At 62.5% G+C, this 24,960-nt stretch carries 24 protein-coding genes; 19 read left to right on the forward strand and 5 right to left on the reverse strand.

Features of this window, described 5'->3' with window-relative positions; all coding sequences use genetic code 11:
• Positions 1–8 precede the first annotated feature (8 nt).
• Both G8767_RS19585 and G8767_RS19590 read right to left on the reverse strand, forming a co-directional pair.
• Positions 9–794: a thioesterase family protein gene (locus tag G8767_RS19585; RefSeq protein ID WP_166811261.1), complete on the reverse strand. Its 786-nt coding sequence runs from the start codon at positions 792–794 to the stop codon at positions 9–11.
• 233 nt (positions 795–1,027) lie between these two features.
• Positions 1,028–1,504 (reverse strand): MaoC/PaaZ C-terminal domain-containing protein, encoded by a 477-nt coding sequence (locus G8767_RS19590; protein ID WP_166811264.1) that lies wholly within the window; start codon positions 1,502–1,504, stop codon positions 1,028–1,030.
• Positions 1,505–1,607: 103 nt separating this feature from the next.
• Here G8767_RS19590 and G8767_RS19595 point away from each other — a divergent pair, with 103 nt between their 5' ends.
• Positions 1,608–2,033 carry a DUF6314 family protein gene (locus G8767_RS19595; protein WP_166811266.1) on the forward strand — a complete coding sequence of 142 codons (426 nt, stop codon included), beginning with the start codon at positions 1,608–1,610 and terminating at the stop codon, positions 2,031–2,033.
• A gap of 16 nt (positions 2,034–2,049) precedes the next feature.
• Here G8767_RS19595 and G8767_RS19600 read toward each other — a convergent pair whose 3' ends face one another.
• Positions 2,050–2,262 carry a TOBE domain-containing protein gene (locus G8767_RS19600; RefSeq protein WP_003942061.1) on the reverse strand — a complete coding sequence of 71 codons (213 nt, stop codon included), beginning with the start codon at positions 2,260–2,262 and terminating at the stop codon, positions 2,050–2,052.
• Between the two features lie 141 nt (positions 2,263–2,403).
• Between G8767_RS19600 and G8767_RS19605 the strand changes: the two genes are divergently transcribed.
• Positions 2,404–2,607, forward strand: coding sequence for a DUF4287 domain-containing protein (locus G8767_RS19605; RefSeq protein ID WP_007728313.1), 204 nt, complete (start codon positions 2,404–2,406; stop codon positions 2,605–2,607).
• Positions 2,608–2,613: 6 nt separating this feature from the next.
• On the opposite strand, the gene mftM is transcribed toward G8767_RS19605, so the two are convergent.
• Positions 2,614–3,447, reverse strand: coding sequence for a mycofactocin oligosaccharide methyltransferase MftM (mftM, locus tag G8767_RS19610; RefSeq protein ID WP_095970293.1), 834 nt, complete (start codon positions 3,445–3,447; stop codon positions 2,614–2,616).
• A gap of 29 nt (positions 3,448–3,476) precedes the next feature.
• Positions 3,477–4,076: a mycofactocin system transcriptional regulator gene (gene mftR, locus G8767_RS19615; protein ID WP_021343507.1), complete on the reverse strand. Its 600-nt coding sequence runs from the start codon at positions 4,074–4,076 to the stop codon at positions 3,477–3,479.
• A 150-nt stretch (positions 4,077–4,226) separates the two neighbouring features.
• Here mftR and mftA point away from each other — a divergent pair, with 150 nt between their 5' ends.
• From mftA to eutC, 17 genes are all read left to right on the forward strand, one after another.
• The gene (mftA, locus tag G8767_RS19620; RefSeq protein ID WP_063836238.1) at positions 4,227–4,322 is read left to right on the forward strand and encodes a mycofactocin precursor MftA; all 96 of its coding nucleotides are present in this window, start codon (positions 4,227–4,229) and stop codon (positions 4,320–4,322) included.
• Positions 4,307–4,594 (forward strand): mycofactocin biosynthesis chaperone MftB, encoded by a 288-nt coding sequence (gene mftB / locus G8767_RS19625; RefSeq protein WP_007728309.1) that lies wholly within the window; start codon positions 4,307–4,309, stop codon positions 4,592–4,594. The genes mftA and mftB overlap by 16 nt, the downstream gene beginning before the upstream one ends.
• A gap of 76 nt (positions 4,595–4,670) precedes the next feature.
• On the forward strand, positions 4,671–5,888 hold the full coding sequence (gene mftC, locus G8767_RS19630; RefSeq protein ID WP_003942089.1) for a mycofactocin radical SAM maturase: 1,218 nt from the start codon (positions 4,671–4,673) through the stop codon (positions 5,886–5,888).
• 55 nt (positions 5,889–5,943) lie between these two features.
• On the forward strand, positions 5,944–7,122 hold the full coding sequence (gene mftD, locus G8767_RS19635) for a pre-mycofactocin synthase MftD (protein ID WP_003942047.1): 1,179 nt from the start codon (positions 5,944–5,946) through the stop codon (positions 7,120–7,122).
• Between the two features lie 26 nt (positions 7,123–7,148).
• Positions 7,149–9,080 (forward strand): mycofactocin system FadH/OYE family oxidoreductase 1, encoded by a 1,932-nt coding sequence (locus G8767_RS19640; protein ID WP_166811268.1) that lies wholly within the window; start codon positions 7,149–7,151, stop codon positions 9,078–9,080.
• Positions 9,077–9,904: a mycofactocin-coupled SDR family oxidoreductase gene (locus G8767_RS19645; RefSeq protein WP_003941966.1), complete on the forward strand. Its 828-nt coding sequence runs from the start codon at positions 9,077–9,079 to the stop codon at positions 9,902–9,904. Before G8767_RS19640 ends, G8767_RS19645 begins: the two co-directional genes overlap by 4 nt.
• Positions 9,904–11,853, forward strand: a complete 1,950-nt coding sequence (locus tag G8767_RS19650) for a mycofactocin system FadH/OYE family oxidoreductase 2 (protein WP_166811270.1) — start codon at positions 9,904–9,906, stop codon at positions 11,851–11,853. Before G8767_RS19645 ends, G8767_RS19650 begins: the two co-directional genes overlap by 1 nt.
• A 52-nt stretch (positions 11,854–11,905) precedes the next feature.
• Positions 11,906–13,144 carry an HNH endonuclease signature motif containing protein gene (locus tag G8767_RS19655; RefSeq protein WP_166811272.1) on the forward strand — a complete coding sequence of 413 codons (1,239 nt, stop codon included), beginning with the start codon at positions 11,906–11,908 and terminating at the stop codon, positions 13,142–13,144.
• Positions 13,145–13,646: 502 nt separating this feature from the next.
• Complete coding sequence (gene mftE, locus G8767_RS19665) at positions 13,647–14,339, forward strand: mycofactocin biosynthesis peptidyl-dipeptidase MftE (RefSeq protein ID WP_166811274.1); 693 nt, start codon at positions 13,647–13,649, stop codon at positions 14,337–14,339.
• A 97-nt stretch (positions 14,340–14,436) separates the two neighbouring features.
• Positions 14,437–15,834: a mycofactocin biosynthesis glycosyltransferase MftF gene (gene mftF / locus G8767_RS19670; RefSeq protein ID WP_166811277.1), complete on the forward strand. Its 1,398-nt coding sequence runs from the start codon at positions 14,437–14,439 to the stop codon at positions 15,832–15,834.
• Positions 15,831–17,312 (forward strand): mycofactocin system GMC family oxidoreductase MftG, encoded by a 1,482-nt coding sequence (gene mftG, locus G8767_RS19675; protein ID WP_166811278.1) that lies wholly within the window; start codon positions 15,831–15,833, stop codon positions 17,310–17,312. The genes mftF and mftG overlap by 4 nt, the downstream gene beginning before the upstream one ends.
• Before the next feature lie 105 nt (positions 17,313–17,417).
• Positions 17,418–18,731 (forward strand): helix-turn-helix domain-containing protein, encoded by a 1,314-nt coding sequence (locus tag G8767_RS19680; RefSeq protein WP_166811280.1) that lies wholly within the window; start codon positions 17,418–17,420, stop codon positions 18,729–18,731.
• A gap of 143 nt (positions 18,732–18,874) precedes the next feature.
• On the forward strand, positions 18,875–20,398 hold the full coding sequence (gene adh / locus G8767_RS19685) for an aldehyde dehydrogenase (protein WP_007730158.1): 1,524 nt from the start codon (positions 18,875–18,877) through the stop codon (positions 20,396–20,398).
• 91 nt (positions 20,399–20,489) lie between these two features.
• Positions 20,490–21,050 (forward strand): DUF779 domain-containing protein, encoded by a 561-nt coding sequence (locus tag G8767_RS19690; RefSeq protein ID WP_021343525.1) that lies wholly within the window; start codon positions 20,490–20,492, stop codon positions 21,048–21,050.
• Between the two features lie 165 nt (positions 21,051–21,215).
• On the forward strand, positions 21,216–22,688 hold the full coding sequence (gene eat / locus G8767_RS19695; RefSeq protein ID WP_003941913.1) for an ethanolamine permease: 1,473 nt from the start codon (positions 21,216–21,218) through the stop codon (positions 22,686–22,688).
• Positions 22,685–24,109 (forward strand): ethanolamine ammonia-lyase subunit EutB, encoded by a 1,425-nt coding sequence (locus tag G8767_RS19700; RefSeq protein WP_019744243.1) that lies wholly within the window; start codon positions 22,685–22,687, stop codon positions 24,107–24,109. Before eat ends, G8767_RS19700 begins: the two co-directional genes overlap by 4 nt.
• Positions 24,106–24,879, forward strand: a complete 774-nt coding sequence (eutC, locus tag G8767_RS19705; protein WP_021343527.1) for an ethanolamine ammonia-lyase subunit EutC — start codon at positions 24,106–24,108, stop codon at positions 24,877–24,879. The genes G8767_RS19700 and eutC overlap by 4 nt, the downstream gene beginning before the upstream one ends.
• Positions 24,880–24,960 lie beyond the last annotated feature (81 nt).

A 24,960-nucleotide genomic window follows, 5' to 3' on the forward strand; every position in this document is an offset into this window, starting at 1 on the left:
AGCTGAACTCAACTCAGAATTCGACGAAGCTGGCGAGCCCGAGCAGCGAGCCGTCCTGCGGCGTCGAATAATTCGGTTTCGTCGACGCAGAGTGTGTCGGTTGCCCACACGGTGCCATGACGCAGGCGATACCACTGGGACGGTGAGTGATCTGCCGTGACGTACTCCGGCATGAAATGCGCGGTGAACTCGACGGTGGGAATGGCCACGGGCGTCGTCAGCGTCGCGAACAGTCCGGGCGGAAGCGCGTCGAGCAGAACGGCGGCGCGCTCCTGGGCCGTGAAATCGAGGTCGGTCAACAATCGGATCCAGACGTCGAATTCCGGGGAGTCGCCACCGGCGAACGGCCTCGCGGAATTGATCGGACGGATGTCGAGGTGCTGGGAGAACGGCACGAAGTCCACCGGGATCTCCAGCGGTGGCAGGGTTGCCGGGTCGACCGGACTCGGCTCGATTCCGGGGGCGGACAGCGTCGTGGCTCCTGTGTCGCGGGCCAACCGAACGAGGGCGGATCCCGCATCGGTCAGCGTGACGTGGCAACTGACAGTCCGCCCGCCCCGCATCTCGCCGACGGTCAACTCGGCCGGCCCCGGAGGGACGGGGCGGTCCAGGTGTGCCGTGACCGCCATAGGTTCGGCTCCGGACGCGTCGGCGGCAACTCGCAGCATCCGTGCTACGGCGAGTCCGCCCTGAATGCCGTCGAAACTTCGCCAGCTGGAGTCGAACTCGGTGTGATGACGCGCTGCGTCGATTGACGGCGCGGCCGTCACGGAGACCTGACTAGTAATTGTCATAGTCAGCACAGTAGATGCTGACTATGGCAATGGCAAGCTAGGGTCTACTCGGGAGTGCTGGACGACCCACCGAAGAGCATGTAGATGAGGATCTGAAGAATGCCGAGGGGATTGATCTCGCCGAGGCTGCTCATGTGTGAGGAACTCCTGTTTGCGGGGATGGGTATTGTTGCGTCGCAACGTCACTGAAAGTACGGCAATTCAGGCATTGCGGTGCGGAATTTACCGATAATTCACTGTCCGCGAGTCGGGCGACAGTGCAGGTAGGCGTCAGTGACCACGTCGAGAACGCGATTGCCGTGTGCATCGACCAATTTCGCTGTGATGGTGACCAATCCCCGCGCGCGATTGTCGAACACGACGTTGTCGACGGTGACCATTCCGCTGAGGGTGTCACCGGGGCGAAGTGGACGTAGGAAGCTCACGTCGCGCATGGTCTTTCCGGCGATCACGTTCCATTGGTCGTAGAGGCCGGCGACCACCAATTTCTGGCAGATCGACAGGGTGTGCAGCCCGCTGGCGATCAACCCGCCGAAGACACCGGACCCGGCGGCTTCCTTGTCGATGTGAAACCACTGGGGATCCCACTGGGTTGCGAACTCGACGATCTCCTCTTCGGTCACCGAATACGAGCCCAAAGGGATCACTTGGCCGATCTCGAGATCCTCGGCGAACACTGTGCGTTTGTGAAGGGCGGCCGAATCGTTCATGGTTGTGCAAATCTCCTGCGTGTTACGGGTGTACTCGGAACATACTCCCGCAGTGTGTTCGGCTCCTTCGCAAGTCCTTGTCCAGGGTCACTAGAATCGCCACATGGTTGACGACGCGAAGATCGAGCCGAGGGCGCTGGCAGGGACGTGGCACTTCGAGCGCGACATCGTCGACCGCCTTTCCGGTTCCACCAAGCAAGTCTTCGGCGAGACCACTATCTCCGACGCCGGTGACGGTCGGATGCGCTGGTACGAGAGTGGCACTCTGCGTGACGGCGATGTGGAACTGCCCGTGTTCCGGACTCTGTTCATCGCGAAGCGCGGCCTCGAGTGGGCCGTGACCTTCGAAGACGGCAGAGAGTTCCACGACTGGGCGCCGGGAGAGGAAGTCGAGCACCTGTGTGGTGCGGACACCTATCGCGGGCGGATCGACATCACTGCCGTGGATGGATCGGCTTGGGCTGTGGTCTGGACCGTGACGGGGCCGAGCAAGGACTACACGATGACCACGCATCTCACTCGGCCCTGAACGGCGGTCGTGCCAGTTATTCGACGCCGATCGTCACCTCTGTGGACTTCACGAATACCGTTGCAGCTTGGCCTGGTTCGAGGTCGAGATCCAGCGCGGCATCGCGGGTGATCGACGAAGTCACGATCTGGTTGCCGCCGTCCAATTTCACCTTTACCGTTGCCATGACGGTGCCGAGGTTGACCTCGGTGATGGTGCCGGTGAGTTGATTTCGTGTGGACAGTCGCATTGCTGAACTCCTGTGCTCTCGGGCGGGTGTACGTCGACCATAATCCGACGGTCGCGTATCTACCCAGCGATTCCGCAGGTGCGGACATGCGGTCGCCGTCGGTGCGCGAATATTGTCGGGCGGTGGAGGTAGATTCCGGTCATGACTGAACCCGTGAAAGGCCCGGCGTCGTATTTTCCGTCGATCGAGAAGAAGTACGGTCGGCCGATCGGTGAGTGGCAAGAGCTGATCAGAAGCTCAGACCTCACCAAGCACATGGAATTGGTGAATTGGTTGAAGTCGGAGCACGGTATGGGTCATGGACACGCGAATGCCCTTGTCGCGCATACCTTGAAAGAAGGGTGAGTCGCCTCAGGCGGCAGCAGCGTCCAGCACCAACCAGCCGCCGTGATGCTCGAATACCTCGAACGGCACACCGGTCTGCCGGCCGACCGCCTGCAGTGACTCGAGATCGAAAGTGCGGATGTGGCCGTGGCACGCGGTGGCTTCGTCCTCGAAGGGGACGGCTATGACGACCCGCTGACGTGCGATTCGGAGTGCCTGCGCGATCACGGCCTCGCCGACTGCGTCGTCGACGTGCTCGAGGAGATGAATCGCGGTGACGGTGTCGGCGCTGTTGTCCGGTGCCGGTACTTCACCCGCATCGCAGATCACCGTGTCGATCGTGATGCCGAGTTCGGGGGCTACCGCGTCGAGCAGGATCATCGTTCCGGGCAGGATGTCCGTGGCGGTCACGTCCATTCCGGCGCGCGCGAGCCGTAGTGGCAGGAAACCGAAGCAGGAACCCAGATCGAGCACGGAACCGCGAACCAGTTCTTCGGCTTTGTCGTGAATCGGCGCGAAATCTGCAGTGCCGTCCAGTAGTTCGGCAAGGGAGTTCCGGTAGTACGTGGTCCAGGATTCGAGAGCGCCGTCCACGGTGGAGCGAACCAGGCCGACCATCGTCAACTCGAATTCGTCCTGACCGAACTCCGCGTCCTGGATCGACGAGGTGACTCCGGCGACGAGTCGCTCACTCAGATCGGCGGGAGTAAGGGAGTGTCTGACGTGGAGGCGACCGCCCCGGCGATCCAGCGAGATCGGACCGGACTCGACGCGTTCGACGGTGACATGCCCGAACGACCACAAGCCCGGCGTCGACGGTGCCAGTGAATCCAGGACCGGTTCGTTCGTGGTGGTGGACATGATCGCCTTTCTCAGGTGGTGATGCTTTCTCAGGTGCTGATGCCGGTCCGCAGGGACTGCGTACCCGTTTTCAAGAGTTCCGGTAGCTCGAGTGAATCGTCGGTGAGCCACTGCTCGTACGCCGACATGGCCACCCCGAGCAGAAGATAGCCGACCGTGCGTGGGCCGTGATCGGTCGGCTCGAGATCCATTCGGCGTGCGACGTAGTCGGCGACCACCTGCCGCCAACCTTCGTACATCACCACAGAGTATGCCTGAAGTGTCGGAACTTCGAGGATCAATTCCATCCGTTTGCGATGTACCGCAGTCTCTTCCGGTGGGAAGGTGTTGAACGTCAGCAATGCGGATTCGAGTGCGTCTACCAACGGGATGTCGGCGGGCAGTGAGTCCAGGTGCTCGCGCATCTCGTCGAGATGCCCGTCGAAGTCTCCCCAGGGAACTGCGTTCTTGGACGGGAAGTAGCGAAAGAAGGTCCGACGCGCGATGCCGGCGGCGTCGGCTATCTGGTCGACGCTCACCTCGTTGAAGCCGACTGTGGAGAACAGTTCGATGCCGATCGTGCTGATTCCCTCCTTCGTTGTGGAGGGGCGACGACCTATCCGAGCGGACGGTTTCTTGCGGCTACGCATACTTTTTTCGCTCCATGTGTGTCATTCTGCACTCGATGCCATTACAGTGGTGAACCGAGTCACAGTGAAGTCCCACTAGTGACCACCAACTCCCAGGTTGGAAGTCTGATCTACAGACTTCCAGACGGAGTGCGACCGCAGGAGGAATCCATGTCAGATCGTGACAACAAGGCGCTCGAGAACGACCTCGTCGAGGAGTCCCTCGTGGAGGAAGTTTCCATCGACGGCATGTGCGGCGTGTACTGACCGTGTCTGCTTTGGATCTCGATGCGGGGTGGAAACTCCACCCGCAGGTAGCGCTTCGCCCCGAACCTTTCGGGGCGTTGCTCTACCACTTCGGAACGCGCAAGCTGTCGTTCCTGAAGAACACGACCATCGTTGCGGTGGTCAAGGCGTTGCCAGACCATCCTGATGTCCGGTCCGCACTACGTGCGCAGGGCATCGAAGATGACGCGGCTCCCCAATATGCCCGCGCGCTGAGCACTCTCGCCGATTCGCACATGATCGTGCCTGTCTGAGCCAGACGCTCGCCCCCACGTGCGGAACAGCCCTTCTGCACGTTCGCCCGCTTCATTTCTTCGCGAGGACACAGCCATGACCTCAGTTCTTGAACAGCCCTCCCCGCCCGCCAAGGTGGGTCGCCTCGTCGATCAGTTCGAACTCGGACTCGACGCCCCGATCTGCCTGACGTGGGAACTCACCTACGCCTGCAACCTGTCCTGCGTGCACTGCCTTTCGTCTTCGGGTCGTCGTGACCCCAACGAGCTGAGCACCGAACAGTGCAAGTCCATCATCGACGAGCTGCAGCGTATGCAGGTTTTCTACGTCAACATCGGTGGCGGCGAGCCGACGGTACGCTCCGACTTCTGGGAGCTCGTCGACTACGCGACGGACCACCAGGTCGGTGTGAAGTTCTCCACCAACGGAGTGAAGATCGACAAGAAGGTCGCGGCGCGCCTCGCCGCCAGTGACTACGTCGACGTGCAGATTTCCATCGACGGTGCCACCGCTGAGGTCAATGACGCTGTGCGCGGGCCTGGTTCGTTCGCGATGGCTGAGCGCGCTCTCGCGAACCTGAAGGAAGCCGGCTTCAAGGACGCCAAGATTTCGGTGGTCGTCACGCGGCACAATGTCAGTCAGCTCGACGAGTTCAAGGCTCTCGCGGACAAGTACGACGCGACCCTGCGCATCACTCGACTGCGTCCTTCGGGCCGCGGCGCCGACGTGTGGGACGACCTGCACCCGCGCCCCGAGCAGCAGCGTGAGCTCTACAACTGGCTGGTGGCCAATGGTGAAGGCGTCCTGACGGGCGACTCGTTCTTCCACCTCTCCGCCTTCGGCGATGCACTGCCTGGTCTCAATCTCTGTGGTGCGGGCCGAGTCGTGTGCCTGATCGATCCGGTCGGTGACGTGTACGCGTGCCCGTTCGCGATTCACGAGCAGTTCCTTGCCGGAAACATCGTGAAAGACGGTGGATTCCAGGAAGTCTGGCAGCACTCGGACCTGTTCGAGGAGCTGCGCTCGCCGCAGACCGGTGGCGCCTGCAGCAAGTGCAACCACTACGACTCCTGCCGCGGCGGCTGCATGGCGGCCAAGTTCTTCACCGGACTGCCGATGGACGGACCTGACCCCGAGTGCGTCATCGGCAACGGTGAAATGGCATTGGCGTCGGCTGGAGAGGTCCCGAAGTCCAGTGTCGATCACTCCCGTTCCGGTCAACGTAAGACCCCACGTGCATCGGTGCCCCTGACACTGATGATGCGTCCGCCCGCCAAGATTTGTGACGAAAACCCGCTTGCGGGAATGCAGTAACTACTGCGCGATACCGACAGTGCGGCGAAAGCTGCACCCCAGAGAGGTCAGTTCAATGGCTAAGAATGCTTTCTTCGAGACGGTGGCAGAAGCACAGCGCCGTGCGAAGAAGAGGTTGCCCAAGTCCGTGTACGCGGCGTTGGTGGCGGGATCCGAGAAAGGGCTGACTGTCGACGACAACGTCGCGGCATTCAGCGAACTGGGTTTCGCTCCCCACGCTGCGGGACTGTCGGACAAGCGCGAGATGTCCACCACCATTATGGGCCAGGACATTTCGTTGCCCGTCATGATTTCACCGACCGGTGTGCAGGCAGTGCACCCTGACGGTGAGGTAGCTGTAGCTCGTGCGGCTGCAGCACGGGGAACAGCCATCGGACTGAGTTCTTTCGCCAGCAAGTCCATCGAAGAAGTTGCCGCGGCCAACCCGCAGGTCTTCTTCCAGATGTATTGGGTCGGCAGCCGCGACGTGCTTCTCCAGCGTATGGAGCGCGCTCGCGCTGCCGGTGCCAAGGGCCTGATCATCACTACCGACTGGTCCTTCTCGTACGGTCGCGACTGGGGCAGCCCGTCCATCCCCGAGAAGATGGATCTCAAGGCGATGTTCCAGTTCGCCCCCGAGGGCATCATGCGTCCGAAGTGGTTGCTGGAGTTCGCCAAGACCGGCAAGATCCCGGATCTGACCACACCCAACCTCGCGGCTCCCGGCCAGCCGGCACCGACGTTCTTCGGCGCGTACGGCGAGTGGATGCAGACTCCGCTTCCGACGTGGGAAGACATCGCCTGGCTGCGTGAGCAGTGGGGTGGACCGTTCATGCTCAAGGGCATCATGCGCATCGACGACGCGAAGCGAGCTGTCGACGCCGGTGTCTCCGCTATTTCGGTCTCCAACCACGGTGGTAACAACCTCGACGGCACCCCGGCGCCGATCCGCGTGCTCCCGGGCATCGCCGAGGCCGTGGGCGATCAGGTGGAAGTTGTTCTCGACGGCGGTATTCGACGCGGCGGCGACGTCGTCAAGGCGCTCGCACTCGGAGCCAAGGCCGTCATGCTCGGGCGCGCCTACCTGTGGGGTCTCTCGGCAAACGGCCAGGCCGGTGTCGAGAACGTGCTCGACCTGATGCGGATGGGCATCGACTCGGGGCTGATGGGCCTCGGCCACTCGTCCATCACCGAGCTGAGTCCGGCGGATCTGGTGATCCCGGAAGGCTTCACCCGCACGCTGGGTGCGAGCTGAATCTCCGACTCTGATCGAGCTGTGAGTTGAGCCTTCACGAACACACAACCCTGGCTGGACGCAGAGTCCGGTCCAGGGTTGTTTTCGGTCCGCACGAGACCAATCTTGCTGTGGGGCGCTCGCTTTCCGATCGGCACCGGGCGTATTACCAGCGCCGCGCCGAAGGCGGTGCCGGGATCGTCGTCACCGAAGTGGCGTCGGTACTTGCCGACGACTGGCCGTACGAGCGGGCACCGCTGGCGTCGCAATGTGGCCCGGGGTGGCAGTCGATCGCGACTGCGTGCGCTCCGTACGGAGCGTTGGTTCTTGCCGGGCTGGGGCATACCGGGATGCAGGGTTCCAGTGCATACTCTCAATCTGTGCTGTGGGGACCGTCAAGAGTGGCCGACCCGGTGACTCGCGAATTGCCGATGGCAATGGGGCAGCCGGAAATCGACCAGCTGATCACCGGCTTCTGCGAAGCGTCGGCGCTGGCCGTCGCTTCGGGAATGGACGGAGTGGAACTCGATGCCGGCCCTCGAAGTATTCTGCGGCAATTCCTTTCGGGCCTGACCAACACTCGGCACGACCGATACGGTACTGATCGCGTTGCCCTTGTTCGCGAGATCCTTTCGGCCGTGCGTGACGAACTAGGACCGGATCGCGTTGTCTCCTTGCGGTTGTCCTGCGACGAGGAAGCGCCATGGGCGGGCCTGACGCCCGATCTTGCCATCGGTATTGCGCGTGAAGTGTCTCCGCTCCTCGATCTCCTTGTTGTCGTTCGTGGCGGACTCTATTCGTCTGACAGGTACCGCCCCGACTTTCACTGCCCGACGAACTTCAACCTCGACCTGTGCCGTGAGATCAAGGCCGCGGTGTCGATTCCCGTTGTCCTGCAGGGGAGCGTCGTGGACATCGCCGACGCTCACGCAGCGCTGGAAGTAGCCGAGTTCGTCGAGATGACCAGGGCCCAGATCGCAGACCCGGACCTGGTCGTGAAAGCTGAGCGCGGCGATCGCCCCCGGCCGTGTGTGCTCTGCAATCAGACGTGCCTCGTGCGTGATCCTCGAAATCCTGTCGTGACGTGCGTCGGGAATCCGAGCGCGGGTTTCGAGACGGTGGACCTCGATGAGCGAGAGCAGATTTCGACACCGGGAGCCGTGCTGGTCGTGGGGGGTGGCCCCGCCGGGATGGAGGCGGCGCGGATCTCGGCGGTGGCGGGACACTCGGTCACACTCGTCGAGAGTTCATCGCAGTTCGGCGGCATGATCCGAACTTTTGCGCGAGGTGACGGCCGCGGCCGGTTCGCACTCCTCGCGCAGTGGCTCGAGGACGAATGCCGTCGCAGCGGCGTGACGATGCGGACCGGGGCGGCGGTCGACTCGCAGGACCTGGGCGAGGCACGCCGTCGGGGCGAGCTGGTTGTGGTTGCCACCGGTAGTGCTGCGCGGCCGCCGACGTATCCGGTCGACGACTCGGTTCGGTGGCTGGATGCGTCGGAAACCTTCGAGAAGTTGAGCCCCGTGGGGCCGGGTCCGGTCGTGCTGATCGATCCGCTCGGTGGACCGGTCGCAGTGGCCCTCGCAGAAGCACTCGCGGCCCAGGGCGCTTCCGTCTCGATTGTCACCCCGGACAGCATCGTCGGCTCGCGGCTCGGCGCGAGTGGGGATCTGGTCGGCGCCAACACTCGCATCCAGCGGGCCGGGATCACCAGGGTGCTCGCGTCGCGTGTCGTCGAAATCGCCTCAGGGGCCGTCTGCGTCGAGCACGTTCATACCGGTGAGCGCTCACAGCTCGAGTGCGAAGTGGTGATCGACTGTTCGCCTCGTCTGCCGAACGAAACGCTGGGGGAGGCGGCCGACATCCAGGTGGGTGACTCGGTTGCTCCGAGAACTGTTCTCGAATCCATCCGCGAAGGGCGGTGTGCAGGGTTTACTACTAGAACGAGTTTCAATTCTGCAGAGAGGGCTATCTCATGACACAGGGTTCAGTTCGTTCGCTCGAAGGCCGAGTTGCTTTCATCACCGGCGCAGCGCGCGGTCAAGGACGTGCGCACGCGGTCAAGATGGCGCGCGAGGGAGCAGCGATTATCGCAGTCGACGTGTGCGCGTCGGTGGCGTCGGACAATTCTTACGACGCAGCAACTTCCGAGGACTTTGCCGAGACGATACGTCTGGTCGAAGCGGAGGGTGGGAAGATCCTCGCTCGCGAGGTCGATGTCCGTGACGGTGCAGCGCTCACCGCGGTGGTCAAGGACGGTGTCGAGCAGTTCGGACGTCTCGACATCGTGGTCGCCAATGCCGGGGTCTGTAACTGGAATCGATTCTGGGAAATGTCGGACGAGCAGTGGGAAACCCTGATCGACATCAACCTGACCGGAGTCTGGAAAACCCTCAAGGCCTCGGTACCGGCGATCATCGAAGGTGGGCGCGGTGGATCGATCATCGTGGTCAGTTCGGTGGCAGGACTCAAGGCGCTGCCCGGGCAAGCGCACTACGCGAGCGCCAAGTTCGGTCTCGTCGGTCTGACGCAGGCCGCGGCAAAGGAACTGGGGGAGTACAAGATCAGGGTCAACTCGATCCATCCTTACGGAGTCAATACGCCGATGGGTGTCGACCAGGGTGCGCTCGAGGTGTTTGCCAAGTTCCCGCAGTACCTTCCCAACTTCACTCCGATCCTCTCGGACATCGCGTTCGCCGAACCCGACGAGATCGCCGACACCGTCCTGTGGCTCGCCGGTGACGGTTCACGCACCGTCACGGCAAGTCATATCGCGCTCGATCAAGGAAACTCCAAGGTCTGATGACGCCGTACCCGCGCCTCTTCGCGCCACTGCGCCTGGGCAACCTGACACTCCGCAATCGGGTCGTGTTCTCCGCGCACCTGACCAATTACGCGGAGAGCGGGTTGCCGACGGAGCAGCACGCGAGCTACTACGAGGCGCGGGCACGCGGTGGTGCGGGTCTGATCATCACCGAGGAGCACTCGACGCATCCTTCGGATCGACCGTACGAGAAGATGATTGCGGGCTATCGGCCCGAAGCGATCGATGGATACCGGCGGATCACCGACGCCGTTCATGCACATGGTTCATCGATTCTCGCGCAGATCAACCACAATGGGGGTCAGGGCGCTGGAACCTACTCACGATTGCCGCTGTGGGCGCCGAGCGCCGTCGCCGATCCGTTGTTCCGCGAGGTGCCCAAGGCTGTCGACGACGCGGACATCGCCGAGATTCTCGAAGGGTTCGCCCTTGTTGCGCGCAACTGCGTCGCCGGTGGCTTCGACGGGGTGGAACTGCAGGCGTCGCAGTCGTCCATCGTGCGCGCGTTTCTCGCATCCTCGACCAACCTGCGCACCGATCGCTACGGCGGGGGCGTGGCACATCGTGCGCGTTTCCTTCTCGAAGTGCTCGGGGTACTGCGTGAGGCCATCGGTCCGGATCGTGTGCTCGGCGTGCGCCTCAGTGGGTACGAAGGAACGCGGGGTGGGATCGAACTGTCCGACGCAGTAGCCACCGCCCGACTCGTCGAAGCTGGCGGTCACGTCGACTACATCAACACCACCGTCGGAATGGCCACGGAAACATTGCATCTGGTCGAAGCGTCGATGGCGGTGCCCACTGGCTACGCCAACTTCGTCCCGTCTGCGATCAAGGAAGCGGTCGATCTTCCGGTCGTCGGTGTCGGCCGTTTCAAGACACCAGAGCACGCTGAAGCTGCGCTCGAGGACGGTGTGTGCGATCTGGTGGGCGTAGTTCGCGGGCAGATCGCCGATCCGGATTTTGTGAACAAGGCGCGTGCCGGACAATCGGCACAGGTGCGAACCTGCCTGTCCTGCAACCAGGAATGTGTCGGGCGGATGGGTCTGGGACGTTGGTTGGGGTGCACGGAAAACCCGCGCGCTGGTCGGGAATCGGTACCGCTGCCGATGCCGCGGCGACGAGGTCGCACTGTGCTGGTGGTCGGCGGAGGCCCGGCCGGCCTGCAAGCTGCGGCCACCGCGGCCCAGCGAGGTCATGCGGTGACGCTGTTCGAGCGTGAACGAAGACTTGGCGGACAGATTCTCACCGCCTCGGTGGTATCGGCTCGCCGCGAGCTCGCCGACCTCGTCCGGAATCTCGAATCGGAGTGTCGCCGAAGCAGTGTGACGATCGAGCTGGGTGCTGGAGCTGATCGCGCGATCGTGGAGGAGCAGGCGCCCGACGTGGTCGTGATTGCAACCGGAGCGCGGCCTGTGCGACCGGCCTGGGGGCGTGGATCAGAACGTGTGGTGAGTGTTCGAGACGTTCTCGACGGCAGGGTTCTGCCGAGTGGAACGGTGCTCGTGTACGACGAGTTGGGATTCCATCAAGGCACGTCGGTGGCGGAATTCCTCGCTGATCGAGGTTGCACTGTCACGATCGCGACCAACGGCATGGTGGTTGCCCAAGATCTGAGCATCACCCTGGATTTCGAGGGGTGGAACCGCCGGGCGTTCGAGAAGTCGATCATGCAACGGACGGATCTGATGGTGACGTCGGTGAGCGGTGGAGCTTCGCCGCTCGTGAGCTTGGTTCACCTTCCGACGGGGGTGGTCGAGGAAGTTGCGGTCGACTGGGTGGTCTTCGCGACACAGCAGGAACCTGTCGACGATTTGTGGAACACCTTGCAGGGATGTTCTTTCGAGATATTTCGCATCGGTGATGCGTTGTCCCCGAGACGTTCACATGCAGCCGTCATCGAGGGGCATCGGGCTGCGTTGGCGATATAAGTCGTCCGATATGTCCCTGGTTATCGAAAGTATGTTCGATTAAACTTTGGGTATGGACGGTCGGGATGCGTGGCAGCTGGATGGTGAGGACCTCAAGGGTGAGGTTCTGGATCTGGTGCGTGTCCGTCACGAGTTGCAGTCGCGGTTGGTGTTGTTGATCGTGGAGATGTTTTCCCGTGACGTTCTCGGTGGGAAGGGGTTTCGGGCGACCGCGCAGTGGTTGCATGGTTCGACGAATTTGGAGATCGGTGAGTGCAGTCTGTTGGTCGGGTTGGCGCGGTTGTTGATGCTCGAACCTGTGGTGGGCGATGCGTTTCATCGGGGTGATGTGGATGCGCTGAAGGCCCGGCAGGTGGCGTCGTTTTGTCAGCATCCGCCGAAGAACATGACGCCGGCGGATGTGGACAAGGCTCGCGGGATTTTGCTTGATCTGGCGTCGAAGAGTATTGCGGATTGTGATGCGGTGCGGGTTGCGATTCGGCGGATCGAGAAGCAGTACGGCAAGCGTGAGGACGGTGTTCCGGTCGGGGAAGATTCGGAGCGCAATGAGTTCTATGCCTCGAAAGGCTTGTACGGGCGTGTGTCTGTGAAGGGTGATTTGGATGCGGTGAACGGGGCGCGGTTGATCACGTTGTTGTCGAGCCTGTCGGCTCCGACACCGGAGAAGGACGGCGTCAAGGACACGCGTACTCCGGCTTTACGGCGTGCGGACGGGTTTTGTGAACTACTGCGCCGGTACGAGCGGGCGGGGTTGGGTCCGATCGAGGGTGGGGTGAAACCGCACGTCACGGTCACCGCCAGCGCAAAAGACATGACAGACCTCAAAGCATTGAAAGACCTCCTGCCGTCGACTCAGGAGTTGGGGTTCGCGTGGACGGATTGGGTGGGCCCGATCAGTATCGACACGGCCCGGATGCTCGCCTGCGACTGCACGGTCACGCGGATCTTGTTGGATGAGTATGGTGTTCCGCTCGACTGCGGTAAGGAAGCGAGAACAGCGACGGTGCCGCAGCGGCGGGCGTTGGCGGTGCGTGATGGTGGGTGTGCGTTTCCGGGGTGTGGGACTCCGTCGGGGTGGTGCGATGCCCATCATATTGTTCATTGGAATGATGGTGGCCCAACGGATCTCGACAATCTGATCTTGTTGTGCGGCCACCATCACCGGACGCTGCACCACACGCAGTGGAGAGTGGAAATCGGCCCCGATCGAAAGACGGTGTTCTATCCACCCATGTCGATCGATCCGTATCAGCACCCGATCAGTGGCAACAGTCCACCGGCAGCGGCCTGAACGGGCATATTTGAAAATGGCAGCGTGTGTACCGGGGACGAGTCATGCCCCGGAGCACACGCATGCTGTGTTTCGGGGTGGTAGAGCCGGGGTCAGGCTGTACATGAGCGATGAAACGCAAGGGGCCATTCTGGGATGTGGTCGATGGGCATTCCCGCCCTCTCCGGCAGCGACATACTCGGTTGGACACTTCGCGCGATAGATCCTGAGTCCTCCACGTTCGAAGTGGGATTCACTCATGGTCCCGCATCGGTAGCCACTCTCGAACCCGATTAGTTCGCGCCGACAGCGTCGTTGCATGTCAATTCCCCGAGCGTGCCCTCCCCGGCGCATACATCGGGCGTGGCCGTGTCGTGAGACGTGGTGCATCCCTCGCTTTTCTCGCAGGAGAACTTCTGACCGAAACCGGAACTGCCGTCGCAACAGTTAATGCCACCACCACAATCCAATCGATTCGGGTGGAGCCGAGTGCTTGAGGAGCTGTGCACAATACGATCGGGGGATGAGTTTTCTGCGTGACCTTGCTGCCATCCCGAGTCCTGCGCTCGAGGGCACTGCGCTCACCGTCGTGGTCCCGGTCGGTTCTTTCGAACAACACGGACCGCACCTGCCTCTCGATACCGACACGCGGATCGCGAGAGCAGTCGCACAGGCTCTGCCCGACGTCGTCGTTGCCCCGGCCGTCGAATACGGGGCGAGCGGCGAACACGAAGGGTTTGCCGGCACGATTTCGATCGGTGCCGAGGCCATGGAAACCCTCGTCGTGGAGTACGGAAGGTCGGCGTTCAGGTGGACGAAGCGGGTGTTGTTCGTCAACGGCCACGGCGGAAACGGTCCCGCGCTGGCCAAGGCTGTGGCACTTCTTCGATACGAGGGACGTGACGCCGCGTGGGTGCCGTGCGCTGTTGCGGGTGCCGATGCGCACGCGGGACACACTGAAACGAGCCTATTGCTGCACCTTTCGCCCGATTTGGTGCACATGAGCCTTGCTGAGACAGGAAATTTGTCTCCTATCGCGGACCTGATGCCAGGAATGCGTTCGGGCGGTATGGTCGCTGTGTCGCAAAACGGCGTTCTCGGCAATCCAGTCGGGGCTACCGCCGAAGACGGCGCATACATCTTCGGTGAGTTGGTAGGACGCGTGACGGATGGACTGGCCCGGTGGGAGCCTGGTCCAGATGGGAGGCTTCGGTGACGACCACGACCGAGTGGGGGCGGACGGTCCACCTGCGACGGCTTTCGAGGCTGCGACGAGTTGCAGCACGACGGGCTACGTCCCTTACGATCATCTGATGCGACCAGCAAGACTCCCCGACGGCTTCGGCATTCGGTTGGACCCCAAGGTGCGCACGTACTCGGGCGGCCGGGTGCTCATCGGCGGCTCTCCGACACGGATGCTCAAGCTGGCTCCGACGGCTGCGGCGATGATCGGCGACGGCTTCCTCGAGGTGGTCGATCAGCAGAGCGCTGCGGTTGCTCGACACCTTCTCGATTCAGGCGTTGCGAATCCTCGTCCGATGTCGACGCCGTCCGCTGCGGATGTCACCGTCGTGATTCCGGTCAAGGACAACCAGGCCGGCGTCGAGCGGTTGCTGCCCGTCCTCAAGGATCTGACCGTCATCGTCGTCGACGACGGTTCGGAAGTGCCGGTGGAGCCTCGTCGCGCCTGCCCGGGCACCGGCACCATCACGGTGGTGCGGCACGAGAGCGCCCGCGGACCATCGGCAGCGAGAAACTCGGGATTGCGTTCGGCCCAAACACGTTTCGTAGCTTTCCTCGACTCCGACGTCATACCGCGTGCCGGTTGGCTCGAGTTGATGTTGGGCCACTTCAGCGATCCAGGGGTTGCCCTTGTTGCACCCCGCATCGTCGCCCTCGATCCGTACGGGACGGCGCTGGCGCGGTACGAGAACATGCGATCGTCACTCGACCTCGGACGCAAGGAAGCTGCGGTGAAGTCGGGCAGTCCGGTCGCCTATGTCCCCAGCGCGGCCGTGATCGTCCGGCGCGACGTGGCGCTCGAATGCAACGGTTTCGACGAGAGTCTCGAAGTAGCCGAGGACGTCGATTTCTGCTGGCGACTGCAGGCTGCGGGTTGGCGACTGCGGTACGAACCGGTAGCGCATGTCGCCCACGATCATCGAGTTCAGTTCGACAAGTGGTTCGCCAGGAGAGCGTTCTACGGCACGGGTGCGGCGCCGTTGGCTGCAAGACACGAGGGTTCGGTTCCGCCGATGGCGATGTCGTTCTCGACGCTCTTCGCGTGCATCGCCGCCGCAACACTGACCCGTTCCGGTCTTGCGGGTGCGTTGGGCGCACTGCTCTTCACCGTGTATCGCCTGCGAAAGATGTTCAACGGCCTGAGTCAGCCCACCCGGATCGCAGCGATCCTCACTGCGCAAGGGTTTGTCGGAGGATTCTGGCAACTCGCCTCGGCGATGTGCCGTCACTACTGGCCCGTGACGCTCCTGGCGGTGATCGCCTCCCGTCGAATTCGGCGACTGGCGGTCGCTGCGGCCGTCACCGAAGGTGTGGTGGACTGGTATCGCCACCGTGAGCCGGGCGGGTTGGGTCCGGTTCGGTACGTCTTGTTCAAACGAGCAGACGACATCGCGTATGGAGCCGGACTCTGGCGGGGCGCGTTCGACGCCCGTGACTGGGCGGCACTGAAACCTCGAATCACCAAGTGACAGAAGCCGACTACGCAGATTTCCTGGTTGTCGGTGGTGGCACGTGTGGCTGCGTCGTCGCAGCCAGGCTCAGTGAAGATCCATCCGCCACGGTGATGCTCCTCGAATCGGGAAGTGGATATCGTTCGGCGCTCGAACTTCCGGACGTCCTGGGTGATCCGTACCGATTGCCGGTCGGACCTGCGAGCGAATACACGTGGACGTATCCGGTCGAACTGACACCGCGTCGGGCGTCCACGATTGCGCGCGGGCGGACACTCGGTGGGTCCGGCGCCGTCAACGGTGCGTACTTCACCCGCGCGACCCGTGCTGATTTCGAGAATTGGCCGAGCTCATGGGGATACGACGACGTCTTGCCGTACTTCAAGAAGTCTGAGACGGATCGTGATTTCGAGGGCGAGTTCCACGGGACGGCCGGTCCGATCCCGGTCGAGCGTCGAGCGTGGGACCAACTGCATCCACTGAGCGGCGAATTCCAGGCGGCAGCGCTCGCAGCGGGCTTTCCCGACGACGTCGACAAGAATGCGCCGGACTCGTTCGGCGTCGGCCGAGTGCCACTGAACGTGGCGGATCATCGTCGGATCAGTACTGCGATCGGGTATCTGATGCCGGCGTTGCACCGCCCGAATTTGCGGGTGGAATCCGGAGTGAACGTCATTCGCATCGTATTCTCGGGAACCCGTGCGATCGGCGTCGACGTTCTCGACGACGGCAACGTCCGACGCATTCGTGCCGACCGCGTGATCGTGTGTTCGGGTGCTGTGGCGACGCCGCACATTCTCTTGAATTCCGGCGTTGGTCCGGCGGAACAACTTGCAGAGCAAGGAGTTTCCGTCATTCTCGACCGACCTGGCGTCGGACAGAACTTCGTCGACCATCCGGAAGTGCTGCTGCCCTACCATTTTTCGACCCCTCGCGCGATTCGCTCGCAGACACCGGTGCTGGAGACTACTCTCAATCTCGCCGAGCTTGAAATCCGTCCGTACACCGCATCTTTCACGGATTTGGTTCCCGGTGTGCCTCGCATGGATCACGGCGTCGGAGTGGTCCTCATGGCGCCGCGCAGCCGGGGAAGTATCGAACTGGCATCGGGGGATCCCGCTGGGGCGCCGCGTATTCGATACAACTACGTCGCGTCGACGCACGATCGAGCAGCCATTCGGGAAGGAATGCAGATCGCCGAGGACCTTCTCGAGTCGATCGCCGAGACCGGGTTGATCGACCGCCCCGTCGTGGAGTACACCGACGAGTGGATCGAATCTCGCCTCGGCACGTCCTTGCACATGTCCGGTAGCTGCGTAATGGGCGCCGAATCGGACCCGTTCGCAGTCGTCGATGATCGGTGCCGTGTGATCGGCGCGGCAGGACTCAGTATTGTTGACACGTCAATCCTGCCGACGATTCCGACCCGCGGCCCACACGCGACCGCGGTGATGGTCGCGGAGCGGGCAGGCGCCATCCTGCTCGGTGACGAGTGACCGCGAGGGGCAGCGGGCTGGGTCGGCAGTCATACCGAATGGTCGTTCTCGCCTACGGGCTGTGATCGGCGTTACAGTGGTCCACGGAGCGGAGGAACGCAAAATATGGCAGGTGAACAGGCTGTGCCTGGCAACCCGTGGGTGGCGGTCAGGCCAGGCGATGACGTCGCGTTACTTGCGCGGCGACTTTCGTCTGCCCATCAGTCGTTCATCGATGCCCGCGGCGTGCCCGGCCAAGGGCTGACCGACGACTCCCATGTCCGTTCGGTCGTGCTCGAGTCCTGGATGCGGAGCCGCAACAAGGGAGTAAATCCTGATGTTGTCGGCAACCCTGAGATGCTCGAAGGGTTGGAGCTCGAAAAATATCGCTCCGCGCATCCCATGTCACTGATTCGTCCGGTGATTCGGAAACTCCTGGTGGAGGATGCTGCCGAGACCGGATTGCTGATCGCGATCAGCGACGCACATGGTCGATTGCTCTGGGTGGAGGGTGACAATTCGGCCAAGGACAAGGCGTTGTCCATGAACTTCGTCGAAGGCGCCGACTGGAGCGAAGATCGTGTCGGCACCAATGCGCCCGGAACGGCTCTTGCTCTCGATCACTCCGTACAGATATTCGGATCCGAGCATTTCAACCGAACCGTGCACGACTGGAGTTGTTCGGCCGCACCCGTCCACGATCCCACCACTGGGCAAATCCTCGGTGCCATCGACATCACCGGTGGTCCCAGGGTCGCGGTTCCCGAAGTGCTGTCACTGATCCGTGCAACTGTTGCGGCCGCCGAATCGGAATTGCGATTCCACCTCTTGAACTCGCCCATCCCGCTCAGCGCCACGACTCCGCGCCTCGAAACATTCGGAGCAGGCCGGCCGACGCTGGTTCGCGGCGGTGACCGCATCCCGATTTCGCAGCGTCACGCCGAGATTCTCCTTCTGCTCTCCGAACATCCGGAGGGTCTCAGCTCCGACCACCTTGCGGTCCTGCTCGACGAGGGTGAACTCGACGCAGTGACCATTCGTGCGGAAATGTCGCGTCTTCGTAAGGTTTTCGGTGCCGACCGTTTGGCTTCGCGTCCTTATCGGATCATCACGGAGTTCACGACAGACGTCGGCGACGTGCGGGCGGCGTTGGATCGCGGAGACGCGGCGACGGCGATGAAACTGTATTCGGGCCCGGTGCTGGCAGGCTCGGCCTCTCCCGGCATCGAAGAGGTGCGGGAAGAGCTACGCACCAGGGTTCAGGCGGCACTGCTGCGTGGAGGTGACGCCAACCTTCTGGCCCGGTGGACCACGTCCGTACACGGGCGCGAAGACTCCGTCGTGTGGGAGGCCTACCTGTCCACATTGGATCCTCAATCTCCGCTGTATTCACAGGTCCAGGCAAGAATTGATCTCCTCGACCGCCAATTGGGCATCTGAGAATCATCTGCGTTTCTCGCACGCAACGTACTTGCAACGTTGCAACTCCTAGTGTTGTGAATCACACCCCACCGGGGGGTGGGATTGCAGTCACCGATTTGGTGGGTGCGCCCAGGAAGATCACGTTTACATAGGAGCTTGCAATGACCGTGTACGCCCGCCCAGGTACCGCCGACGCGATCATGTCCTTCCAGTCTCGATACGACAACTGGATTGGCAACGAATGGGTTGCTCCGGTCAAGGGTCAGTACTTCGAGAACCCCACACCGGTGACCGGACAGAATTTCTGTGACGTGGCGCGTTCCACCGCAGAAGACATCGAACTCGCTCTCGACGCAGCGCACGCAGCAGCTCCGGCCTGGGGCAAGACCTCGGTCGCCGAGCGCGCGATCATCTTGAACAAGATCGCTGATCGCATGGAGGAGAACCTCGAATCGATCGCACTCGCCGAGTCGTGGGACAACGGCAAGCCGATCCGCGAGACCCTCAACGCCGACATTCCTCTCGCCATCGATCACTTCCGTTACTTCGCGGGAGCCATTCGCGCACAGGAAGGTTCGCTTTCGGAAATCAACTCCGACACCGTGGCGTACCACTTCCACGAGCCGCTCGGCGTAGTCGGCCAGATCATTCCGTGGAACTTCCCGATCCTCATGGCCGTGTGGAAGCTTGCTCCCGCCCTCGCTGCCGGCAATGCCATCGTGCTCAAGCCTGCCGAGCAGACACCCGTGTCGATCCTGCACCTCATCGGCATCATCGGTGACCTGCTGCCTGCCGGTGTTCTCAACATCGTCAACGGCTTCGGCGTCGAGGCCGGCAAGCCGCTGGCGTCGAGCCCGCGTATCAAGAAGATCGCGTTCACCGGTGAAACCACCACAGGTCGCCTGATCATGCAGTACGCGTCGCAGAACCTCATCCCCGTCACCCTCGAGCTCGGTGGCAAGAGCCCCAACATCTTCTTCTCCGACGTGCTCGCCTCCAACGACGACTACCAGGACAAGGCACTCGAGGGCTTCACGATGTTCGCCCTCAATCAGGGCGAGGTCTGCACCTGCCCGTCACGTTCGCTGATCCAGGAAGACATCTTCGACGAGTTCCTCGCGATGGCGGCCATCCGCACCAAGGCTGTGCGCCAAGGGGATCCGCTCGACACCGACACCATGATCGGTGCGCAGGCCAGCAACGACCAGCTCGAGAAGATCCTCTCGTACATCGAGATCGGCAAGGCCGAAGGCGCCAAGGTCATCACGGGCGGCGAGCGGGCCGAACTCGGCGGAGACCTGTCCGGCGGATACTACGTCCAGCCGACGGTGTTCACCGGCAACAACAAGATGCGCATCTTCCAGGAAGAGATCTTCGGACCCGTCGTCTCGGTCACCTCGTTCAAGGACTACGACGAGGCCATCGAAATCGCCAACGACACCCTCTACGGTTTGGGTGCCGGTGTCTGGTCCCGCGACGGCGGAGTTGCGTACCGCGCGGGCCGCGACATCCAGGCCGGTCGCGTCTGGACCAACACGTACCACCAGTACCCGGCACACGCCGCTTTCGGTGGATACAAGCAGTCCGGCATCGGCCGCGAGAACCACCTGATGATGCTCTCGCACTACCAGCAGACCAAGAACCTCCTGGTCAGCTACGCCCAGAAGGCTCAGGGCTTCTTCTGATCGACCCACCGGCACCCGTGAGCCCCTCGCTGCGGGTGCCGGTGAGCACGACTGCAACACGCGAAACCTGCACAAACACACGGAGGTTGGAATGAGCGCCACGGACACACCCGATACCGGCGCCGTTCCACCCCGGTTGGTGACCACCGCTGGGGCGGCTGACCTCCTGCGCCGCCTCAGCGGGACTCACGGCGAACTGATGATGCATCAATCCGGCGGATGCTGCGACGGCTCGGCCCCGATGTGTTATCCCTCAGGCGAATTCATCGTCGGGGACCGCGACGTACTACTCGGAATCGTCGATCTCCGACTTGCTGTCGGGGAGATTCCCGAAGACCTTCCCACCGGAACCGACGCAGTCCAGGTCTGGATTTCCGGATCACAGTTCGAAGCCTGGAAGCACACCCAGTTGGTGCTGGACGTCGTGCCCGGCCGCGGTAGTGGATTCAGCCTGGAGTCTCCTGAGGGATTCAGATTCCTCAGTCGAGCAAGGGCATTCACACCGGACGAAAACGAAGCACTCGGCGCGTCGAGCATTCTCGTAGGCGCTGACTGGGAAGCGGGCGTGCGACCTTTGCCTCCGACGGTTCCCCAGGTGGTCGCCGAGGCCGTCGATGCCTGCCCGGTGCCGGGCACGGCCGCCCGATCCTGAGAACGGCCGCCTGAAGAAGATCTGAACAGACTCGGGGCCGCGCACATGACAGCCAGTTAACAGCACGGTCATCTCCAGGCGACCTTCTCCGCACATCGCCCACATACCGTTCATTTCACGCGACGCATCCACCGTGCGTCGTCTCATTCTTGACCGATTCAGAGGATGGACATGTCTCTTTCCGACCACGCAACCGGCAAAAACGCCGGTGCCGCGGGTGCACACCACGACGGCGCAGACTTCCATGCGGAAGACAATTCGTATCTGGAGAAACGAACACTCCGAAAGGGAACAGCAGGGTGGGTGCTGCTTGCGGGGTTGGGCGTCAGCTATGTGATTTCCGGCGACTACGCCGGCTGGAACAACGGTCTGGCCGAAGGTGGTTTCGGTGGCCTTCTCATCGCGGCGGTTGTCATCGCGGGTATGTACCTGGCGATGGTGCTCGGTATGGCCGAGATGTCGTCGGCGCTTCCGGCCGCGGGTGGCGGATACACCTTCGCCAGACGGGCCATGGGGCCCTGGGGCGGATTTGCCACCGGCACAGCAATTCTTATCGAGTACTCGATCGCGCCCGCGGCGATCGCGACCTTCATCGGTGCATACGTCGAATCCCTGAACCTGTTCGGGATCACCGACGGGTGGTGGGTGTACCTCGCGGTGTACGCGATCTTCATCGGCATTCACCTCACCGGCGCCGGTGAGGCACTCAAGGCGATGTTCATCATCACCGCCATTGCACTCGTCGGCCTGGTCGTGTTCGCGGTTTCGGCTGTCGGCCTTTTCGATTCGTCCAACCTCACCGATATCGCCGTCGACACCAGCGCGGTCGGATCTTCGTCGTTCCTGCCGTTCGGTCTGCTCGGAATCTGGGCCGCCGTGCCCTTCGCGATCTGGTTCTTCCTTGCTGTCGAGGGTGTGCCACTGGCCGCCGAGGAAGCGCGTGAGCCGGAGAAGAACGTACCCCGCGGCATCATCATCAGCATGTTGATCCTGATCGTCACAGGCGCAACGGTTCTCTTCCTCGCCACCGGTGCGCTCGGCGCCGACGCCCTGTCCACCTCCGGAAATCCGCTCGTCGAGGCGCTGGGGGACAGCGGAGCGGCGAAGGCCGTCAATTACATCGGCCTCGCCGGTCTGGTCGCGAGCTTCTTCTCGATCATGTACGCGTACTCCCGTCAGACGTTTGCGCTCTCCCGCGCCGGTTACCTGCCGAAAAACCTGTCGGTGACCAACAAGCGCAAGGCACCCACTCTCGCTCTCGTCGTTCCCGGAATCATCGGCTTCGCGCTCTCACTCACCGGTGAAGGTGCCATGTTGCTCAACATGGCGGTCTTCGGCGCGGCAGTGAGCTACGTCCTGATGATGGTGAGTCACATCGTTCTTCGTAAGCGCGAGCCGAACATGCCGCGCCCGTACCGCACGCCCGGTGGTATCGCCACCACCTCGTTTGCGCTCGTGATCGCGGCAGTATCGGTGGTGGCCACCTTCCTGGTCGATCCCGTTGCAGCACTGTTGACCTTGGTCGCCTTCGGAGTTCTGATGGCGTACTTCGGTCTCTACAGTCGCCACCACCTTGTTGCCAACTCGCCGGACGAGGAGTTTGCTGTACTTGCACAGGCGGAAGAAGAATTGGGATGAGTCGCGGGATGGCCAAGTATCACCAGCAGGTATCCGGAACCAACTACTCGTTCGACGGTCTCGTCGATCTGATGGCAAAAGCGACACCGCTGCGCTCGGGCGACGAGCTCGCCGGATGCGCGGCAAGCTCCGACGCCGAACGTGCTGCTGCTCAATGGGTTCTGGCTGACCTTCCGCTGACCGTATTCCTCGAAGATCTGTTGGTTCCGTACGAGGACGACGAGGTAACTCGCCTCATCATCGACAGCCACGATCGCCTCGCGTTTGCGCCGGTGGCCCACCTGACGGTTGGCGGACTGCGGGACTGGCTGCTCGAGACTGCGTCGGCGCCGGAAGCTTCCGCACGCTTGTCCGCCGTGAGTCCCGGGCTCACCCCGGAAATGGTTGCCGCGGTCAGCAAGATCATGCGCAATCAGGACCTGATCGCCGTCGCGAAGGCCATCACGGTCACCGCGGGGTTCCGCACGACCATCGGGCTACCTGGACGGCTGAGCACTCGACTCCAGCCGAATCACCCGACGGACGATCCACGCGGCATTGCGGCGGCAACGCTGGACGGTCTCCTGATGGGATGTGGCGACGCCGTCATCGGTATCAACCCCGCGACGGACTCACCCCAGGCCACCTCGGATCTGCTCCACCTGCTCGACGACATCCGTCAGAGATTCGAGATCCCGACTCAGTCGTGCGTGCTCTCGCACGTGACCACCACGATCGGACTGATCGAATCGGGGGTGCCGGTCGATCTGGTCTTCCAATCGATTGCCGGTACCGAAGGCGCCAATTCCGGTTTCGGAGTGAATATTCCGCTCCTGCGTGAGGGCAACGAGGCCGGGCGCTCCTTGAACCGCGGAACGGTCGGCAACAACGTCATGTACCTCGAGACGGGGCAGGGATCCGCCCTCAGTTCAGGTGCCCACTACGGCACCGGAGGAGCCCCGGTCGATCAGCAGACGCTCGAAACCCGGGCATACGCGGTTGCACGTGATCTCGAACCGTTGCTGGTCAACACCGTGGTCGGCTTCATCGGTCCCGAGTATCTCTACGACGGCAAGCAGATCATTCGCGCGGGCTTGGAAGATCACTTCTGCGGGAAACTCCTCGGGCTGCCGATGGGAGTGGACGTCTGCTACACCAACCACGCCGAAGCTGATCAAGACGACATGGACAACCTGCTCACCTTGCTGGGCGTCGCCGGCGCGGCGTTCGTGATCGCGGTGCCCGGCGCCGACGACGTGATGCTCGGCTATCAAAGTCTGGCGTTCCACGACGCGCTGTACGTGCGTAAGGTTCTCGGCTTGCAGCCTGCCCCGGAGTTCGAGACCTGGCTCCACAATTTGGGGATGACCGACGCAAACGGTCGGGTTCTTCCGATCGATGCCGAGATGTCGCCGCTGCGGGCTCTGACGGTGAACTCATGACAGAAGATCAGGCACCGATCCTCGATTTCTGGGGTCCACTGCGCAAGACCACACAATCGCGCATCGGGTTGGGCCGCGCCGGTGATTCGTTGCCCACCAAGCGGGTTCTCGAATTCAAGGCGGCGCACGCCGCAGCTCGCGACGCGGTCCACGAGCCTCTCGATTCCGAGACTCTCGCCAGTCGGGTCGAAGGGGTGGGTATCGGGGCTCCGGTGGTGGTCGCGAGCAGCGTCTCCACCCGCAGCGAGTATCTCCGGAGGCCCGACCTAGGGCGCCGGCCCGCGGACCTGAGCGCGATCTCGAGTTCCGACAAGGAAATCGGGTTCATCCTCGCCGACGGACTCTCCCCGCGAGCACTGATGGACCACGGCGAGCAACTCCTGTCCGCGTTGGTCACGCTGTTGGGGGAGCGGTACTCCATCGCGCCGCCCGTGATTGCTACCAACGCCCGTGTGGCGCTGGGCGATCACATCGCCGCAGCGATGGGAGTGCAGACGGCGATCGTCCTGATCGGCGAACGTCCAGGGCTCTCCGTTGCGGACAGCGTCGGTATCTATCTGACTCACCTCCCTCGCGTCGGTCGCACCGACGCGGATCGAAACTGCATTTCCAATGTCCACCCACCCGAGGGTCTCGGATACGAGCAGGCTGCTCGTGTTGTCCTTGGGCTGGTGGCGGGAGCGCGCCAATTGGGCCGCTCCGGCGTCGACCTCAAGGACACCTCTCGCGCCGACGCCGTTGCGTCGGGAGAAGTGCTGACGCTCGATTAGTTGACAGCTGCACGGCATACCCGGGTCGATCGACACTCGGGTATGCCGTCGTACCCGAATCACGACGAAAATGAGGGAATC

The sequence above is a fragment of the Rhodococcus sp. IC4_135 genome (genome assembly GCF_011602025.1).
GTDB lineage: Bacteria > Actinomycetota > Actinomycetes > Mycobacteriales > Mycobacteriaceae > Rhodococcus_F > Rhodococcus_F baikonurensis.